Below are 20,142 nucleotides of genomic sequence, written 5' to 3' on the forward strand. Positions count from 1 at the left end.
CCCGAATCCTTCATTTTCTTCGTTTCGCTAAATGATTTGATTGTAACTTTGCACCTCGAATAAAAATGGGGTTATGTTTAGAAGCAAGCGTACGTCTGAAACAGGTCCGGATGTGGTTTTAATCGGCGCAGGAATCATGAGCGCCACCCTGGGTACACTCCTGAAAGAGCTGCAACCAGAATTGACCATTGAAATTTATGAGCGACTGGATATGGCAGCTGCAGAGAGTTCCGATGCATGGAACAATGCAGGTACCGGCCACTCTGCCTTTTGTGAGTTGAACTATACACCACAGAAGCAGGATGGTTCCGTAGACATTAAGAAAGCCGTTAATATTGCTGAGCAATTTGAGGTGTCCCGGCAGTTTTGGGCTTACCTGGTAGAAAACAACATTATTTCGAACCCACAAGCGTTTATCCAGAGTATCCCTCACATGAGTTTTGTTTGGGGAGAAGAAAACGTAGACTACCTGAAGAAGCGCTACAAAGCTTTACAACAGTGCCATCTCTTTAAAAAGATGGAATACTCCGAAGATAAAGAACAGCTGAAAGCCTGGATGCCATTGGTGATGGAGGGTCGTGACCCGAATCAGAAAGTGGCTGCCACGCACATGGAAATCGGCACCGACGTGAACTTCGGCGCCCTGAGCCGTGCCCTGTTCAATCACCTCGAACAACTGGATGGCGTTACCATACATTTTAATCACGATGTACGTGACCTGAAAAAAATGGATGACGGCAGCTGGCAGATTAAGGTTAAAAACCGTGAAACCCGCGAGAAAAACGTGATCAAAACTGATTTCGTTTTCATCGGCGCTGGTGGCGGTTCTCTTCCCCTCCTCGAAAAATCTGATATCCCTGAAGGTAAAGGTTTCGGCGGTTTCCCGGTAAGCGGCCAGTGGCTGCGTTGCACCAACCCCGACATTATTGCACAACATCAGGCGAAAGTATACGGTAAAGCCTCTGTAGGCGCACCTCCTATGTCAGTGCCCCACCTCGACACCCGCATGATCGATGGTGAAAGAGCGCTGCTGTTCGGCCCTTACGCCGGTTTCTCCACCAAATTCCTGAAAAACGGTTCCTTCCTGGATTTACCAAAATCCATCAGCCTGGATAATATCCACCCAATGGTATCTGCCGGCCTGGATAATATTCCACTGACAAAATACCTCATCGCGCAGGTACGCCAGAAACCGGAAGACAGACTGGAAGCCCTTCGTGAGTACTTCCCCGAAGCCCGGATGGAAGACTGGAAACTGGAAATTGCCGGTCAGCGTGTACAGGTGATTAAAAAAGATCCCGAACATGGCGGCATCCTGGAATTCGGTACAGAAGTAGTGAGTGCAGCCGATGGCTCTATCGCCGCACTGCTCGGCGCTTCTCCCGGCGCTTCCACAGCGGTGTCTATCATGCTCAACCTGCTGAAACGTTGTTTTAAAGACTACGCGGAAACAGAAGCATGGCAGCTGAAATTGAAAAAAATGATTCCTTCCTACGGTCAGTCTCTGCTCAACAATCCGCAGCTCTGCGAAGAACTGCGCAACTGGACCACAGAAGTGCTGGAACTGAAGGCCATGCAGGAAATAGGCCAGGACTAACACACGAACGATTTAACCTGTTACATATACAGTAGCCCCTGCGTGAACGCAGGGGCTTTTTTTACATGAGTATGTATGTCTGTCTATTTCTCTGTACTATTACCTACCACCACACGTTTCACCATCACTTTACCATTGTGTACCAGCTTGAGGAAATACACCCCGGCAGGCCATCCTGATACGGTGATCGTCCGGGTATGGGTGCCTTCAGACAACTGGCTGTTCACCGGCATCTGCACCAATTTACCCGCCATATCATATACGCCCAGTGTAGTGCGCCCATCCACCGGTAACCTGAACGTTACCGTCACTACGGAGCTGGCTGGGTTCGGATAAGCGTTCATCACTGCCAATCCTGTTTCTTTAGCTGCCAGCGCCGTTCCCGTTTTGATCTTCACTTCCGCATAGCTGTTCCATGCATTCACATTATTACCATGCCCCAAAATTCGTACATGCTTCGCCGTTACTGCCGGGAAGTTAAACGATTCAAAGGCCGTGGAAGTACCACTGCTTTGTAACCCGGTAGCTGCGTTGGTCCAGGTAGTGCCATCAATGCTCACCTGTATATCAAACAAAGCGCGGCGGGTATCGCCTTTATAGAACGCGATGTCCACACCGTTTACCGTAGTAGTGTTACCCAGGCAGAAGGTAATGGATTGTTCGCCGGAAGCCGACCAGCGCGTGTTTAAGTCATTATCGATCGCATTAGCCGCCACGTTGCCATCATCAGCGCTGGCCTGTACCGGAATGCAGGTAGTAGCGGCGCTGTCTCCGATAACAGACAGCTGCGGCGGATTGGCGGCAGCCTCCTTCGAGTTGAGGAAAATACGCGGATCATGTGCCTGCTGACTTTTCAGCACAAAAGCTATTTTCTTTCTGCCGGCGGCCAGTTCACTTTGTACATAACTGGTTACATCCCAGTTATAGTACCGCGCGCTGTCGTTTGTCAGTACGGTAGATGCCAGCAAATTCGCACCCGATGCAGGTTTATTATTCCAGGTGATTGTTTTTTCAGACCAGGTAGTATTACTCAGCGGGTAAACGCCTACCGGCACGCTCATGGCTACGGTACCGTCTACACGCCCGTAAAGCCGCAGCACTACGGCAGATACACCGCCCGCCGTATTGGTAAGATCAAAGGTCAGATAAGTCTCCCGCGCATTGTTGAGCTGACCAGCAGGCGATACTTTGGTGATCAGGAAAGTAGAATCGCTGATACCCCAGGTGGTACCGGCATTGGTGCCATCGCGCACATAGGCGTCCTGTACCGGTTTCAGCAAAGTGGCTGCCGGCGCAGCTTTAAACACGGCGGTGTAAGTAGTGTCGTTATCTCCGATCGTGATGTTCTGTACCCGGTTGCCGCCATGCACCCAATGGTCAAAAATATAGGTAACGCCATTGAGCACCTGTGGGGAGGAAGCCTCCATAGGACGTACCATGCCCGATAAAGCAGGAGTGCTATAAGGCGCAGTAAACGGAATATCGTTCAACCTGATTTGCAGTCCCGCCGGCTGGGTTTGTACGGTAAGATTGGAAGTAACCGGGAATAGTTCTACGTAGGTCGTATCCAGTTCACCACGGCTGTCTCTAACGGAAAGGAGTATACGATACCAGATATCCGTTTCCGTATGGCCTTCTGCGGAGATCACGAATTTACCGTTTTTCACGCTGTCGGGTACCTGTGGCCCCGGGTGTACGTGATTGGCATGATGGAAATCCACCCACCAGTGAAAAGCGCTGGCGGGCAGGGTACCATCTTCCGCGTCAGTGCCGGTACCGGCAAAGCTAACGGTGTCGCCTGCACGGAATTTTGCATTATTCAGCGGTGCCGTGATCGTTGCCACCGGCAGGGTATTAGGCGCCGTTACCGTGAGGCGTGCATTGTTGCTGGTAACGCTGCCGGCGCTGTTGGTCACCACTACACTATATAAACCGGTATCTGCCGGTTGCGCGTTGGCGATGGCGTAAGTAGCCGCTGTAGCGCCGCTGATATTGGTTCCGTTTTTCCGCCATTGATAGGTGGGCGCCGGATTAGCGATGGCCGTCACGTTGAAGACAGCTGTCTGTCCCTGGGGCACCGATACCGGCTGTGGCTGCGTACTGATTACCGGCGCCTGGGTACCGGTATAAACAATCTTATACAACGCGCTGTTGTCGCGGCTCAGGTAATACAGGTTACCATCCGGGCCTTGCTTCAGATACACCATACCACCGCCGAGGCCTGTAGCGAAAGCACTGCGGGTAGGGGAAGCGGGATTAAGGTAGTTGATCCAGCCGCCGCAATAGTCGAGGAAAAAGTATTTCCCGTTGTAGGTGGACGGATAGTTACTGATAGCGCCATTGAAGAAAGTGCCGCCATTGATGGCGCATCCTTGTCCATCCGGCGGACTGGCATTACGGTTGGTGCTATAGCGGTAGATCGGATTGGTGAATCCGGAGCAGCCACTGGTACAGTTACCTTCCTGGGTAGGCCATCCGAAGTTACGGCCACCAGTAGTAGCATCGTTGATTTCCTCCCAGGTAGATTCCCCTACATCGTTGATGAAGATTTTACCGGTAACGGGATCGATGCTGTTCGTGAATGGGTTGCGTAACCCGTACGCCCACACGCGGCTGCGTTGGGCACCGCCACTGAATGGGTTACCTGTCGGTACGGTACCATCGGTGTTGATACGTAACAGTTTGCCCATGTAGCTATCGAGGTTAGCCGCATTATCGCCCACTTTATTATCGCCTACAGAAACATACAGTTTACCATCGTTGCCGAAAGACAGGCCGCCGCCGTTGTGGTAGATAGCACTGAGCGTCGGTAAGTCCAGGATAGCCGTTTCAGCGGAGGCCAGGTCGCCGTTCATGGTAAAGCGGCTGACCCGGTTATGCGGTCCTGATGTATGCGTATAGTACAGGTAGATGTAATGGTTGCCGGCGAAATTGGGATCGACAGCAATACCAATCAGCCCGCGTTCCCCACTGCTATTGACAGACAGGGTGATCGCCGGTGTGGATAACAGTGCGCCGTTTTTGATAACGCGTAGCTGTCCGGTTTCCTGGCATACCAGTATACGGCCATCCGGTAAAAAGGCCAGGGAAGTAGGGCTGCTGATGCCGTTTACCACCTGCACCCGCTGAAAATTGGCCGGCAGGGATTGCGATAGTACGGTGGTGACAGATAACAGCAACAACAGGAGTAGTGCGTATCTTTTTTTCATCATAGGAAAAACTTTAAAGGTGGATAATGAGGGTGATAAAAATGCATAGGTCGCCTATCAGCGTATAACCGTTATTGTTATACACTGCAGAATAGTATCCGGTGAACAGGCGGGCGTAGTGCTGTTCAACGCATAGCGGTATTAAGTGGATGTCATAAAGCAATGGTTTTAAACATCAGAAAAAAGGGTACAGTTCAAGGGAAACGGGTTTTCAACAACACTCGGCTACAGGTAGTTTCCGGGAATTTTTCAGAGATGAGGCTACAAGTTATCTATGGTTTCCAATGTATTGCATTGGCGGTTCAGATCCTGGCTGCATCTAAAATATGCAATCGTTTGCATATTTCAAAATAGAATTTCAATATTGTCAATAATGGCAGCGAAGGAGTATCACATTTTACTTTGACAATTTAAATCTAATTATGAAAATATATAAATCAACATAAATTATTTATAATCAACAAACTAACAACAATAAATGTAACCTTTTTCAAAATTTTTGTTACAAAATTAATAATCAGTATCTTCGATATGCGATGAAAAAAGTCCATACTCAGATCGAACAATTGATAGCCAGAAAAAAACCAGGAGCGCTTATTTTTCCTACGGATTTTCGTGGGCTAGGGACCGAAACAGCGATTAAACAAGCGCTGTTCCGGATGGTTCGTAACGGTATGATCAGACGGCTGACACATGGTATTTATTATACCCCTAAGAAAGACGAAATATTAGGTGAGTTGATACCAGGGGTTGAAGAAGTGGCAGCCATGATAGCCAAAAAGGAAAGGGTACATATTGTCCCCTCCGGGGCTGATGCAATGAATAGGCTGGGGTTGAGCACACAGGTACCTTTGAAATTAGTGTATCTGACAGATGGCCCACCACGAAAATTCAAGGTTGGAAACCTCGAAGTGAGGTTTAAAGCCACCACCCCGAAACGAGTGTCCAGAAAAGGTAAAATCAGTTCTCTGGTAATACTGGCGTTGGAAGAAACAAACCTGCAACAAATGGACGATCTCACTAAAAATAAGATTAAAAGACTTCTGGAGCAGGAAGATCCCCAAAAGCTAAAACATGACCTTTCACTGGCTCCCGTACGGGTCAACGACTTTATTGTTAATTTATTCAAATTCGATACTACTATGTTAAAATGACCGGATGGCTCTCCCTCAGCAGGGAACAACGACAACAAACATTACAATACTCAGCCCAAACAAGTGGCATGCCCCCACATGCTATTGAAAAAGATTGGTGGGTAACGCTAACATTAAAAGCACTCTTTCAATCTGCTTACGCCAATCACTTAATATTCAAAGGTGGTACTTCTCTCAGTAAAGGCTGGAAACTGATACAACGTTTCTCTGAAGACATAGACCTTGCCATAGACCCGGTTGTATTTAACATGAAGTATAAACAGACTCCTACAAAAGGAGATGTAGAAAGGCTCAGAAGAAAAGGTTGTGAGTTTACAAGTATCCGGTTGAAACAATCTTTATATGAACAGTTTTCATCCCTTGGGGTTCCCTCAGAATGGTATACAATCACCGCAGAAACCGTCACACCGCAACGACCTGATAAAGACCCTCAGCGACTCTTTATCGAATTTGACTCCGTGCTACAACCTACCTCCTATTTAAAAAACAGTGTGCAGGTAGAGGTTAGCTCCAGGTCGCTATTGGAACCATTTAGTACCAGGCCGGTTACTTCATTGATACACGAATATTTCCCCAATCCATCCTATTATCCTGAAACACCATTCCTGGTACCTATTGTCGCTCCCAGGAAAACATTTCTTGAAAAAGCATTTCTGCTAAATGAAGAATTTTCCAGACCTAATGGAGAAAGAATAAGAATAGAGCGAATGTCCAGACATTTTTATGATATGATAAAGATGGATCAGGAAGGTATTACTGATGAGGCATTAGCCGATAAAGTACTATATACAACCATTCAAAAGCATAGAAGATACTATAGCCGGTTAAAACACATGGGAAACTACGCTTCCCTTGATAGGGGAAACATATCTTTTATTCCGCCGGCACATTTGCATGATGCGTATAGACAGGACTATCGGTATATGACCGAACACATGATGTATGGAGAGGTTCCCCAATTTTCTGTTATGCTCGATGGATTACAAACAATATTAAACAAATTCCGCCGCCAAGCCTAGGTCAGTGTACCCGGCTGCTTTTCGGCAACCGGGTACACATGCTTTACCCTCGCCACCTCCCTCGCCACCCTCTTAAGGAAATCCCCATTCACCGCAGCCGCAGATCCCATCTTTCCATGACCTCCCCATTATGCTAAAAAAACATGACAAAAAGTGAAAATCAGATCACTGCCCCGGTAAATTATTTCCGACCTTTAGAACAGAAACTTTAAGCGTAAAATCAACACTAAAAGACGGGAAGTAAACAACCAAAGCGCGTGGCGCTTATTTTTTGAAACAATAATGCAAACGATTGCAGAATAATTATCATCAGTAAACAGAAATCAACACAAAATCTTTTACCGCTGAATCACGTAAATCAGCAATCATCATGTTATGAAAAAACTACTCCTTTTTCTGTTTGCGCTCTGCTATGCCACGCAAACAATGTTCGCACAAACATCCCACGACGAGCACATGAAATGGTGGCGGGAAGCCCGTTTCGGCATGTTTATCCACTGGGGGGTATACGCTCAGCTGGCCGGCAACTGGCAAGGACACCAGATAGGCCGCGGCGGTGAATGGATCATGAACCGCGGTAAAATATCAGTGGCCGATTATCAACAAGTGGCTAAATCATTCGACCCGGTTAAATATGATGCGGAAGCCTGGGTGAAAGCAGCGAAAGATGCGGGTATGAAATACATCGTCATCACTGCCAAACACCACGATGGCTTCGCGATGTTCAAATCTGCTGCCAGCAAATGGAACATCGTAGACGCCACTCCTTATGGCAAAGACATACTCCAGCCACTGGCTGCTGCCTGTAAAAAATATGGCCTTAAACTGGGCTTCTATTACTCCCAGGCACAGGACTGGAACAACCCCGGCGGCGCCGCCGCACGAAAGGTAACTTCCGAAGGCTGGGCTAATCCCGATTCTGCTAAAATAGACGCCTATACGCAGGCAAATACCGGCCACTGGGACCCGGCACAAACTTCCGCTACCATGGGCGAATACATCGATAAAGTAGCCGTGCCGCAGGTAAAGGAACTACTTACCAACTACGGCGATGTGGCTGTACTATGGTGGGATACGCCGACCAACATGACGGATGAATACGCGAAAAAACTGCAGGCGGTATTATCGCTGCAACCTAATATCATTACCAACGACCGGCTGAAAAGACCCAACTTCCCCGGCGATTATAAAACACCGGAACAGAAAATTCCGACACAGGCAGAACTGGACGGCCGCGATTGGGAAACCTGCATGACCATGAACGGTACCTGGGGATATAAAAGCTACGACAACAAATGGAAAAGTACGGAAACGCTGATCAGGAACCTGATAGACATCGCTTCTAAAAACGGTAACTACCTGCTCAATGTTGGCCCGGATGCTTTAGGTCAATTCCCGCAACCCAGCATCGACGGACTGAAAGGTATCGGTCAATGGATGAAAGTCAATGGTGAAGCCATCTACGCTACCAGCGGCAGCCCACTGGAAGCACTGCCCTGGGGACGTTGCACTAAAAAAGTAAAAAACGGCAACACCACCCTCTATCTGCATGTATTCAACTGGCCTGCTGACGGTAAACTGGTAGTGCCCGGCCTGAAAAATAAAGTGACCAGCACCCGGCTCCTCGCCGGCGGAAAAAAACTCAATGCCGCCACTACGGCTGAAGGCCTCGTGATCAACGTACCTGCACAGGCACCCGATGCTATCGCCACCGTTATTAAGGTAGAAACCACCGGAACGCTTTAAAAAAACCAGGCGACGACTGATGAGACTTCGTTGTCGCCTGTCTCTTTATTTCCACAACCGTTATGAAATACTTCCTGTCACTTCAGCTTATCTACTGGCTGTTGAACGCCACTATGGTCAACGCTGTAGATAAATCCACCGTTATTGACATTACCCGCTACGGCGCGGTAGGCGATGGTAAAACGCTCAATACCACGGCTATACAAAAAGCCATCGATGCCTGCTCCGCCAAAGGAGGCGGACAAGTACGCGTACCTTCCGGCACCTGGCTGACCGGCACCCTGCTGCTTAAAAACAAGGTAATATTACAGGTAGATGAAAACGCTACCCTGCTGGGTAGCCCGGATATCAAAGATTACCAGGTGGTAGACGGTTTTAAGGATGGCCTTGGCCAACAAATGGGCTATGCCCTCATTGGCGCCATAGAAGCCACTAATACCGGCATCACGGGTAAAGGCACTATCGATGGGCAAGGCAAGCTGGTAAGAGCCTCCGGCGGCCATGAAAGACGCCCTTTCCTGGTACGTTTTGTTCGCTGCCACCAAATCAAGGTCGCAGATATTCATTTGCAAGGCCCCACTGCCTGGACCATGCATTTTTTCCATTGCACCAACATCTTAACGGAAAAAGTAACGATCAGAAGCCGCGGACTGGGTAACAACGACGGCATCGATATCGACTGCTGCGAAAAAGTCGTGATCCGCGATTGTGATATCGACAGCGGCGACGACGCCATCTGTTTTAAAACCACCAGCCCCTATCCCTGCCGGGATGTGACCGTCAGCAATATCAAAATCAACACCGGAGAAGGCGCTATTAAATTTGGTACTGAATCGGCCGGTAATTTTGAGAATATACAAGTCAGCCATATCGATGTGGCATTTGCCCGCGAAGGCGGTATCAAACTGTTCTCCGTAGATGGCTCCCATCTCCGCAATATCCGCATCAGCGATGTGAAAATGGATAAAGTCAATATGCCCATCATTATCCGCCTGGGCTCGCGGTTGAAGACCTTCCGCGAAGGCGATGCCAAACAAACAGTCGGCAGCATCAGCGATATCAGTATCAAAGATGTGAGCGTACAACATGGCACCTGGACCGGCATGCTCATCAGCGGCATTCCCGGTCATTATATCGACGGTATCTCCCTGGAAAATATCCGTATGAATATTCCCGGTGAAGGCACCGCTGCCGATGCGCAGGTGAAACTGGAAGAAAGGGAAAATGATTATCCTGAAATAAAAATGTTCGGCAAACAGATACCAGCCTATGCATTGTATATCCGGCATGCTAAAAATATTCGTTTCCATAATGTCACCTATACCTGCGATCAGCTTGATGCACGCCCGGCAGTAATTGCCAATGATATTGCCGATGTACAGCTTTCACAATGGACACTGCCGGGCAATACCGGCAAAGAACCGCTGGTACGCATCGCTGATTCAAAAAAGGTGGAACTGAAGGCCATACGGCATCCTGCATCCCCGGTACGTTTCCTGCAACTGGAAGGCAACGCCCAACAGGTGACCGTGGATGGCGCCGTAGCCGCCGCCCCGCCGGTAGCACCGCTGTGGAAAGAATTTGTAGACGCACGTAAAAACAACACCATTCCTGCCCTACCTGATTTTTCCTATGCCGGCTATCATTTTTCAGAGAAACCCCTACCCGAACTTTCCGGGAGAAAGAAGTTTGATGTAACACAATACGGCGCCATCCCCAACGATGAACAGTACGACGACGAAGCTATACAACGCGCCGTAGAGGCAGCAGCAGCAAATCCCGGCGGTGGCATTGTGTTTTTCCCCAAAGGCAAATACCTGCTCGCCCCCGATGAAGACAATAAAAAACAAATCCTCATTACCAGCAGCAATATCATCCTGCAAGGCAGCGGCAGCCAGGAAGGCGGTACAGAAATTTATCAGGATAAAAAAAGACTCAACGACCGGCAATTCCTGTTTCGTCCGGCACAAAATAATCCACAACGCCTGACCACCATCACTGCCAATGCGCCCCGCGAAACCTTCACCGTACAGGTAGCAGATGCTGCGCGCTTACAACCCGGTCAGGATGTGGTCATACGGCATCGCAGTGAAGCCTATACGAAATGGTACTTCGATCCGTTGCCACTGAAACAACAGTGGACACGCCTCTTTGGCGACAATGGCGGCATGCAGGTACAGGAAATTCATACCATCGAAAAAATTAACGGCAACACGGTTACTTTTAAGAATCCACTGCACCTGGATATTCATTTGATTGAAGGGAAACCGTTTGAGCTGATGACCTATAACAGCCTGGAAGAATGCGGTATCACCGGTATCCGTTTTTCCAGCAACTGGAAAAGTTACCCGGAAGATTTTGTACATCACAAAAATGAAATACACGACTATGCCTGGGAAGCCGTGGGCATGGAATACGTCAAAAACAGCTGGATACGCGATTGTGTATTCCAGGATTGGAACGAAGGCGTAAATATCCGTGCCGGTTACCAGGTAACGGTGCAAAACGTCACCTTCCTCGGTAAAAAAGGACACGCTTCTGTACACGCCCGCACAGGATACGGCGTACTCATCAAACAATGTTATTTCAATGGCGCCCAACATCATGGCCCCGGTACGGGGTACAGCGCCGCCGGTACGGTGATTACACAATGTGCCTTAGGCACCGATCAAAATTTCGATAGTCACTCCGGACAACCTTATGCCACCTTGTTCGACGACATTCGCGGTGGCGTGTTTTACAACCTGGGCGGCCCCGAACCGGGCCACCCGCATCACGGTAAACAACTGGTGCTCTGGAATTTCAAACACAGCTCCGCAAAAGATCAGCATTATAATTTCTGGGATACGGAACGGCGTCGGAACTATACCATCGCAGCTCCCATCCTGGCAGGCTTTCAGGCGGATTCCAAAGTCACCGTGGAAAATGCAGGTATCAACGAACTGCCCGGACAGGCAGTGGCCCCTGCGTCCCTATTTGAAGCGCAATTGGCATTAAGACTTTATGGTAAGGACATCACCCGTTAACATGTAATCCATTTTATCAACAAAAACTAACGTTATGAAATTCCAGATTCCGGGATGGTGCACCCATTCCCGCCAACTGCTTTCCATCATGATGTGCTGGTTCTTGTCTGTTTGCATATATACGTCACCGTTGTATGCACAGGAGAAGACCGTCAGCGTAAAAGGCCGGGTGACTTCCCAAACAGGAGAACCACTACCCGGCGCCAACATCGTGATAAAAGGCACTACCCGCGGCGTTACCACGCAGCCCGACGGCACTTTTAAATTAGATGTGCCTGCAAACGTTTTCATCAAAGTAACCTACACCGGCTTCATCGCCCGTGAACTCAAGGTGGAAAACACGGATATGCACAACGTCAGCATTTCCCTGGCGGTGGACAAAGGCGAACTGAACGAAGTAGTGGTAGTAGGCTACGGTACCCAAAAACGCTCCGATGTAACCGGCTCTATCACTTCTATCAATGCACAATCGCTCCGCGATATCCCCGCTGCCAACCTCACCTCCATACTGAAGGGACAAGGCGCCGGCATCGATATCCAAAAGAGCGGCGGTAACAGTAAACCCGGTGCTAAACCCACGATACTCATCCGCGGTACCCGCTCCCTGAAAGCCGGTAACTCACCTCTCTTCGTGGTAGACGGTATCCCTTACAACGGCGATATCAACGACCTCAATCCGGATGACATCACTTCGGTAGACGTACTGAAAGATGCGTCTTCTACGGCTATCTACGGTTCCCGAGGCGCCAACGGCGTTATCCTCGTTACCACTAAACGCGGCCGCAGCGGCAAAGCAGTAGTCACCTACAGCGGTTATGCCGGCTTCGTAAAACCATCCGGCAAATACGACCTGATGAACGCCCAACAATACGCCGATCTGAAAAAATGGGCGTATTGGAACGGCACGCAAGACCCTCCACTGAAATACAGCGGTCCGGATGATCCGCAAATCCTCATCGATGGCTTCGATGCGGAAGAAAGAAGACAACTCGCCAAAGGTAACAGCACCGACTGGCAGGACCTGATCTACAAAACCGGTATCATGACCAACCACCAGGTAGGTATTTCCGGTGGTAACGAAAAAACACAGTTCGCCGCCTCTGCCGGATATTACAAGGAAACAGGCGTTTATCCGGGCCAGGCTTTTGAACGCTTTACAATAAAAGTGAGCGTGGACCATCAGATCAATAAAACCTTCAAAATAGGCGTCAGCTCACTCAATAACTTCTCTACTACTACCGGCGAAGGCGTAAACCCGATGGGACAAGCCCTGAGAGCCAGTCCCATGGCGCCCGCCTACGACAGCACCGGCGCGGTGATCAACGACTTCCTCGCCGGCAGCCAAAAACAAATCTGGAACCCGCTGGCCGATTTCCTTCCCGGCGCTACGGTGGAAAAAAGAAAACGGAATGGTACCTTCACCACGGCTTACCTGGATGTGAATATCCTGCCTGGACTGAAATACCGCTTCAATGGCGGCGCGGAAATCAAAAGCGATAACTACGGTAATTTCTACGCCAGCAAAACTACCAACAACCTCGGCAGCCTCAATACCAGCGAAAATAAATTCGGCTCCGAAGTCAACTACACCCTGGAAAACCTCCTCGTGTATGATAAACAGTTCGGTAAAGATCATCATATCAATTTCACCGGTCTGTATAGTTTGCAGGAATCCCGCAGCCAGTCCAACAACTACAATAACAACACCCTGTTGTCTGACGACCTGCAATACTTCAATACCACCTACGGCCTTAACCTGGCCGGCAGCGGTTCCGAAAACAAATGGGATATCGTGTCTTACATGGGCCGTCTGAATTACAGCCTGAAAGACCGTTACCTGCTCACACTCACAGCCCGCAGCGATGGCAGCTCCCGGCTCGCGCCAGGCAATAAATTCAAAGGATTTCCTTCTGCAGCAGTAGGCTGGATTATCAGCAACGAAAATTTCATGCGGGAATCCAAAACTTTCAGTAACCTGAAACTCCGCGCCAGCTATGGCCGTACCGGCAATACCGCCATCAATCCCTATCAGACATTGGGAGCACTGAAAGGTATTAACTACAACTACGGCTCTACCAACGTTACCGGCGTATTTATTAATACCGCTCCCAACCAGGCTTTGCAATGGGAATACACCACTACCGCCAACCTGGCTGTGGACTTCGGTTTGTTCAACAACCGTATCACCGGTAGCGCGGAAGTATATTCCGCCCAAACCAGCAACCTGCTGTTACCACTGCACCTGCCCGGTACTTCCGGTATCCCCGGCGATGTGCTGGTAAATGTGGGTAAAACACAAAACAGGGGTATCGATCTGCATGTGGCGACCGTTAACATACAAGGCAAAGGCGCCGGCGATTTCACCTGGACGTCGGATGTTAACTTCTTTATCAACCGGGGTAAAATCACGGAGCTGTACAACGGCATTCAACAGGATATTTCCAATGGATGGTTTGTTGGTCAGCCTATCGGCGCTATCTACGACTACCAGCGCATCGGCATCTGGCAGAACACCAAACCGGATTCCCTGCTGGCACAACGTTATGGTCAGAAGGTAACCGGCAACTCCTCTGTAATAGGCACTATCCGCGTGAAAGACGTGAACAACGACAGTACTTTCAGTGACGCTGATAAAACCATCGTTGGTTCTCCGCAGGCGAAATGGGAAGGTGGCATGACTAACCGTTTCAGCTACAAAGGATTTGACCTCACCGTGGTGGTGTATGCCCGCATCGGCAGTACGCTCAACAGTAAGCTGTATGGTGGCGGTTTTGCCAACACCTTCCAGGGTAACTACAACAACCTGAACGTGCCTTACTGGACACCTTATAACAGCGAAACCTATTTCCCGAAACCCAATCAGTCCAGAACACAAACACAATACAACTCCACACTGGGTTACTTCGATGGCAGCTACCTGAAAATAAGGACGCTCAGCCTGGGTTACAATGTGCCGGGTTCTTTTGTACAGAAACTGAAAGCCAGATCGCTGCGGGTATACGTTACCGCGCAGGACCCGTTCATTTTCTTCTCCGAATACCGCAACAAATACCATGGGGTAGATCCGGAATCTGCCGGCAATATCAATGCAGACACACCGGCTACCTGGTCCATGCTCTTCGGTGTAAACCTTACTTTATAAACCTTCAAAATTGTGCGTGATGAAAAAAATATGGCTCGCTGCCGGCATATTTACAACCGCTTCTCTATTGGGAGGTTGCAGCAAAATGTTGAACGAAACACCCCGGTCCGTACTGGTACCGGATTTCTATAAAACGGCCCAGGGCGTAAACGCCGCACTGGACGCCTCTTACGCAGGTACCCGTACCATCTGGGGCTGCGAAGATTATTTCTCTATGACCACACCCGGCACAGATGAATTTAAAAGAGGGAATGATGGCAACCAGAACTTTATGACCTACGATCCGGGCCTGTTGCCCAGCGATGGTAAGTTCAAATCGCAATGGAATAACTGTTACACCTATATCAACACCTGTAATGCGGTGATACAGTTTGCACCGGATGCTCCTAATCTTGCCGATGATATCCGCAAAAAAGCGATCGCAGAAGCCAAGTTCCTGCGGGCCAACTATTATTTTGTGCTGGTACAGCTTTGGGGAGATGTGACCCTCAGCAAGTCCTTTATTTCCGGGCCGGTAACTTCCGCCAACCGCGATCCTTTAGCGACCGTATATGAGGCGATCATTACCGATCTGAAAGAAGCGATCCCGGACCTGGCGCCAGGCCCTAAGGGTATCGATGCCGGCCGCGCTAACGCAGCCGCTGCCAAACATGTACTGGCAAAGGTATACCTGACCCGCGCCGGTAGTAAGGCCGCCAAACCGACCGATTACCAGGATGCGGCTGCCACCGCCATTGATCTGCTCACTACCGCGCCATCACTGGGTATTAACCTGTTGCCCGATTTTGGTAACGTATTCGCGGAAGGCAATGAAAACAATGCGGAAGTACTGTGGACCGTACAACACACCGCCAGCCTGTCTTACAACGGTTCTCCCGGCCAGGACAACCGTACGCCGGACAATATGCTCGTACACCTGTTTGTGCCACAGTATGAAAAAATAGATGGCATGACCCGCAACATCCATGATGGCCGTCCGTATATCCGTACCGTGCCTACCAAATGGCTGATAGATACGGCTTTCGCAGAACGTAAAAACGATACCCGCTACGGCAAAAGTTTCCAGACGGTATGGTTCTGCAACAATGCCAGCAGTATCCCGGTATGGCCTAACCCGCTGCCAGCAGGCGCTCCGGCGGGCGCCGCTCCCGGCAAACCCAAAATGAAACTGGGCGATACCTGCATCTATATGCCACCAGGTAAATTCACCGATGCACAGATTGCGGCATCTCCGTATACGCTCATACCGTCCAACAAGTATTCCATCAAAATGTCGCCGGCATTGTCCAAATACATCGATACCAAACGTTCCGACATGAACGCGCCTTCTATCCGCCCCCTCATTGCTTACCGCCTCGCGGAAACATACCTGGTAGCGGCAGAAGCGCTGCTGCAAAGCGGTCGCGCCGGCGATGCCGTGCCTTATGTCAATGCGGTGAGAGAAAGAGCGGCGTACCCTACCGGCGACAAAACCAAAATGGATATCACAGCGGCAGATCTCAACCTGGATTTTATCCTCGACGAACGTTCCCGTGAACTGGCCGGCGAAAATGTACGCTGGCTGGACCTCGTGAGGACCGGTACCCTGCAGACACGCTTGCTGAAACATTGCGACGACAACGCCCGCATTAATTTCAAATCTCCCAAACACTTGCTGCGCCCCATTCCGCAAGACCAGATAGATGCTACTACTACCGGAACACCTTACCCCCAGAATACCGGCTGGTAAGCGTTTCAATTGTTGTAATCACGGAAAAGGCTGTATCAAAAATTGATACAGCCTTTTCCTTTTTATAGGACAGTAACAAACAATCATTTTAAAAATATGCGTAAACTATTCAAGATATTGTTTTTGTTAATTAAAATAAAATATCATTTGTAAATTTATCCCACGAACTAATTAACTCATTTCAACCTATGAAAAAACTGATATTGATTGGAGCTGCGTTGACATTGACAATTTTTGCATGCTCCAAAAAGGATGACAATAGCAACCCTCCTCCTGACCCCATCACCAAACCCTACAATGCCTCTTCACTGACGGCTGCTTCTGTTGCCAGCCGCGGCACCATTGTAAAAGGTGCGCTCCCTGCAGCCTCTGCGACAGCAGATGCTCCTGTCCTGTCCGCAACAATCGCGGCAGATACTTATAGCGCTGTAGCCGGTCGTTACCTGGTCATTCCTGTACCGGTAGAACAAGGCAGCATCGTAAAAGGTGCATATGTACAATTCGAGGGTGCTGATGCTTACTTTAATATAGACTTCAGCAAACCTGCCGGCGGCCGTATCGCTAACCAGAGATCTATTTTTGGCCGTGACATCTATGGAAATTTCAACGATTCTGCCGTGATAATCAAAGTTCCTGCTGATGTATCAAACGGTGTTGTAAAACTGTTGATCTCCGTTTATAATGCCGCAGGTAAAATCAGTAAAAGTGTTACCGTAAGTGCCAACCTCTTTAATACCGCAGCTAGCACCGACTCAAAAGCGTTGTCCGGCAAATGGAAAATGAGCAGGCTCAATGAGGCGGATGGTAAATGGATAAACCCATATGTGGCTGATTCCAGCCGTAGTTTCTACGTCTGCAACAACGGCACGCTCGCTTTTGCCAGCGACCCTACTGCACCGGGAGCCGTTAATCTGGTGCAGTCTTACTGGAAAACCATAGAGGAATATATGGAGTTGAATGCCAATGGCAGTGCTAAATCTGTTTACTTCGACTCTAGTTACCAGCTCAATTTAAGCTCCTGTAATAGCCGCTCCTACAACGGTTATGCAGATCGTGGCAGTGAAGATCTGTCCTGGTATTATGATGGCACTGCTAAAAAAATATATATCATCAGCGATATCATCAAACAAAGCACCAAAGACTTTTATTTGGTGATCGCAGATGTCAAACTGGAAAATGGAAAGCTCATCGTCACAGAGGAAGATGGCTATGCAACAGAATATACAAAAGAGTAATTTAACAACTATATGTATAAAAAAATAGGGTGTCTTTTGACACCCTATTTTTTGGGAAGATGGGAATCGAACAGATTTTTTTACAATCGTTCCAATCCGCCTACCATACTAAAGGTGATCACACCCAGTACCAGCAGGGTTATAAATACATACAGGTAATCCTTCTCCAGTAAAAATGCAAATACAGAAAGCGCAATACGGATAATAGGCGTAGCAATCAGCAGCACAACACCCAGCTGAATTACATTCATCCCCTTTCCCTGCATAATCCCCTGTATAATACCGGGAAGATTGTCCAGCCCCTGCCGCACACCCGCAAAGGTACCATAGTCGGGGCTTTCATGCCCATGGCGGGACAGGTATATCATCCCGCCAATGAATACCACAATGCTGGACAGTATAACGCCAATACGGAGCTGTTTGCCTATCAGTTGCTGTACATCCTTATCAGCCCAGAAATGACTTGAAAATAAACGCTTCATGTACTACAGTTTTCCGTTTACACCGTTATAAATCATCTGCAGCGCCAGGAAAGTGATAACAACGCTGAAGACTATACGCAGCCATTTGGTGTTGGCTTTCACCAGCAGCCGGGAACCGCCGAAAGCGCCCAGCAGTACGCCCAGTACTACCGGCATGCATAAACCGGGACTTACATATCCGCGTTGCAGGTATACCACCGCGCTGGCTGCCGCCGTTACGCCAATCATAAAATTGCTGGTAGTGGTAGACACCTTGAAGGGAATACGCATGATATTGTCCATAGCCAGCACTTTCAGTGCGCCGGAGCCAATACCCAGCAGGCCGGACATTACGCCGGCGAAGGTCATCATAAAATAACCGCCGGGCACATGCCTTACTTTGTAAGACACCAGTTCCCCACCGGCAGGATAGGTACCGTTCAGCTTCAGGTCCCGCGCCAGTTTACTGACATCTTCATCGGAAAATGCTTCCCTTTTTTTGCGTAACCCCATGATAGCGGAGAAAATGAGCACGCAGCCGAAGATAACGGCCACAATGCTGGTAGGGATAAAAACCGCTATCAGCGCCCCGACGACCGCCCCCGTGGTCGTCGCAATTTCCAGGAACATGCCCAGCCGGATGTTGGTAATCCCTTCTTTTACATAAGCAGATGCAGAACCGGAAGAAGTGGCAATAGACGCGATCAGGGCTGTTCCAATCGCATAGCGGATGTCAACGTGGAAAACCAGCGTTAGCAGCGGGATAATGACCACACCGCCTCCCAGCCCGGTAAGCGACCCCAATAGCCCAGCCAGAAAGGCCCCGGCAAGCAGGATCAGTGTAAATGATAAAATCGTCATAAGATGGTTGGTTGGTTTTGATCGGCAATTACAGGCAAAAACAGCCTTTCACGGCCAATGCTACAAAAGTAAGCAGAATATGATTCCCACAATCCGTAATCTATAAGTAACTTGCAGCCGTATACTTAATATTTCAATATGATAAAGGTGGGTGAGTATAACCTGTTAAGGGTTAAAAAAGAAGCTGATTTCGGCGTATATCTGGAAGGTGTGGACCAGGAAATACTGTTGCCGTCAAGGTTTGTGCCCGATGGCACCAAAATAGGCGATGAACTGGAAGTATTCCTGTACCATGATTCCGAAAACAGGCTGATCGCCACTACCCAAAAGCCCTATGGCATTGCGGGCGATATCGTCAACCTCAAAGCCGTCAGCACCACCCAACAGGGCGCTTTCCTCGACTGGGGCCTGATGAAAGACCTCTTTGTGCCACAGTCACAACAGCTGACCCGCATGGTACCCGGACAGGAATACCTCGTAAGAATATATATCGATGAACTGACCGGCCGTCTCGCTGCCACAGAGAAAATAGACCGTTTCCTGAGCAACGAAAACCTGACCGTAAAAGAAATGGACCCGGTCAACCTGGTGGTGTACCGCCGCACCGATATCGGCTACGTGGTCATCATCAATAACCAGCATACCGGTATCCTCCATCACAACGAACTCTTTCGTACTGTGGAAGTGGGAGATAAACTGAAAGGCTTTATCCGTGGCATCCGGGAAGATAAAATAGACGTGGTACTGGGCCAACCAGGGTATAAGCGGGTGGAAGATGAAGGAGAAAAAATACTCCGTCTCCTACACGAAAACAGCGGTTACCTGCCCTATCATGATAAGTCCACCCCGGAAGAAATACAGGAGTTCTTCGGCATGAGCAAAAAAACATTCAAGATGACTATCGGCAACCTGTATAAACAACGGAAAATTATCTTCACCCAAACAGGCATCAAAGAAGCCTGA

At 49.1% G+C, this 20,142-nt stretch carries 12 protein-coding genes; 9 read left to right on the forward strand and 3 right to left on the reverse strand.

Annotated features, from left to right (window positions below; all coding sequences use genetic code 11):
* The first annotated feature begins 73 nt into the window (after positions 1-73).
* Positions 74-1,597, forward strand: coding sequence for a malate:quinone oxidoreductase (locus ICL07_RS11175; protein WP_188087981.1), 1,524 nt, complete (start codon positions 74-76; stop codon positions 1,595-1,597).
* Between the two features lie 83 nt (positions 1,598-1,680).
* Here the strand turns inward: ICL07_RS11175 and ICL07_RS11180 are convergent, their stop codons facing one another.
* On the reverse strand, positions 1,681-4,809 hold the full coding sequence (locus ICL07_RS11180) for a PQQ-dependent sugar dehydrogenase (RefSeq protein WP_188087982.1): 3,129 nt from the start codon (positions 4,807-4,809) through the stop codon (positions 1,681-1,683).
* A gap of 533 nt (positions 4,810-5,342) precedes the next feature.
* Between ICL07_RS11180 and ICL07_RS11185 the strand changes: the two genes are divergently transcribed.
* From ICL07_RS11185 to ICL07_RS11215, 7 genes are all read left to right on the forward strand, one after another.
* A complete protein-coding gene (locus ICL07_RS11185) occupies positions 5,343-5,960 on the forward strand; it encodes a DUF6088 family protein (RefSeq protein WP_188087983.1) in 618 nt (205 codons plus the stop codon).
* Positions 5,957-6,979, forward strand: a complete 1,023-nt coding sequence (locus tag ICL07_RS11190) for a nucleotidyl transferase AbiEii/AbiGii toxin family protein (RefSeq protein ID WP_188087984.1) — start codon at positions 5,957-5,959, stop codon at positions 6,977-6,979. Before ICL07_RS11185 ends, ICL07_RS11190 begins: the two co-directional genes overlap by 4 nt.
* Positions 6,980-7,354: 375 nt before the next feature.
* A complete protein-coding gene (locus ICL07_RS11195) occupies positions 7,355-8,725 on the forward strand; it encodes an alpha-L-fucosidase (RefSeq protein ID WP_188087985.1) in 1,371 nt (456 codons plus the stop codon).
* Positions 8,726-8,787: 62 nt separating this feature from the next.
* Positions 8,788-11,751: a DUF4955 domain-containing protein gene (locus tag ICL07_RS11200; protein WP_188087986.1), complete on the forward strand. Its 2,964-nt coding sequence runs from the start codon at positions 8,788-8,790 to the stop codon at positions 11,749-11,751.
* 34 nt (positions 11,752-11,785) lie between these two features.
* Positions 11,786-14,893, forward strand: a complete 3,108-nt coding sequence (locus ICL07_RS11205; RefSeq protein ID WP_188087987.1) for a SusC/RagA family TonB-linked outer membrane protein — start codon at positions 11,786-11,788, stop codon at positions 14,891-14,893.
* Between the two features lie 19 nt (positions 14,894-14,912).
* On the forward strand, positions 14,913-16,622 hold the full coding sequence (locus ICL07_RS11210; protein WP_188087988.1) for a RagB/SusD family nutrient uptake outer membrane protein: 1,710 nt from the start codon (positions 14,913-14,915) through the stop codon (positions 16,620-16,622).
* A 188-nt stretch (positions 16,623-16,810) separates the two neighbouring features.
* Positions 16,811-17,857, forward strand: coding sequence for a hypothetical protein (locus ICL07_RS11215; RefSeq protein WP_188087989.1), 1,047 nt, complete (start codon positions 16,811-16,813; stop codon positions 17,855-17,857).
* 80 nt (positions 17,858-17,937) lie between these two features.
* On the opposite strand, the gene ICL07_RS11220 is transcribed toward ICL07_RS11215, so the two are convergent.
* Together ICL07_RS11220 and ICL07_RS11225 are read right to left on the reverse strand one after the other, a co-directional pair.
* Positions 17,938-18,339, reverse strand: a complete 402-nt coding sequence (locus ICL07_RS11220; RefSeq protein WP_188087990.1) for a DUF1634 domain-containing protein — start codon at positions 18,337-18,339, stop codon at positions 17,938-17,940.
* 3 nt (positions 18,340-18,342) lie between these two features.
* Complete coding sequence (locus ICL07_RS11225; RefSeq protein ID WP_188087991.1) at positions 18,343-19,179, reverse strand: sulfite exporter TauE/SafE family protein; 837 nt, start codon at positions 19,177-19,179, stop codon at positions 18,343-18,345.
* Positions 19,180-19,317: 138 nt separating this feature from the next.
* Between ICL07_RS11225 and ICL07_RS11230 the strand changes: the two genes are divergently transcribed.
* Positions 19,318-20,142: a CvfB family protein gene (locus ICL07_RS11230; protein ID WP_188087992.1), complete on the forward strand. Its 825-nt coding sequence runs from the start codon at positions 19,318-19,320 to the stop codon at positions 20,140-20,142.

Origin of the sequence: Chitinophaga qingshengii (assembly GCF_014529935.1) — a bacterium.
Lineage (GTDB): Bacteria > Bacteroidota > Bacteroidia > Chitinophagales > Chitinophagaceae > Chitinophaga > Chitinophaga qingshengii.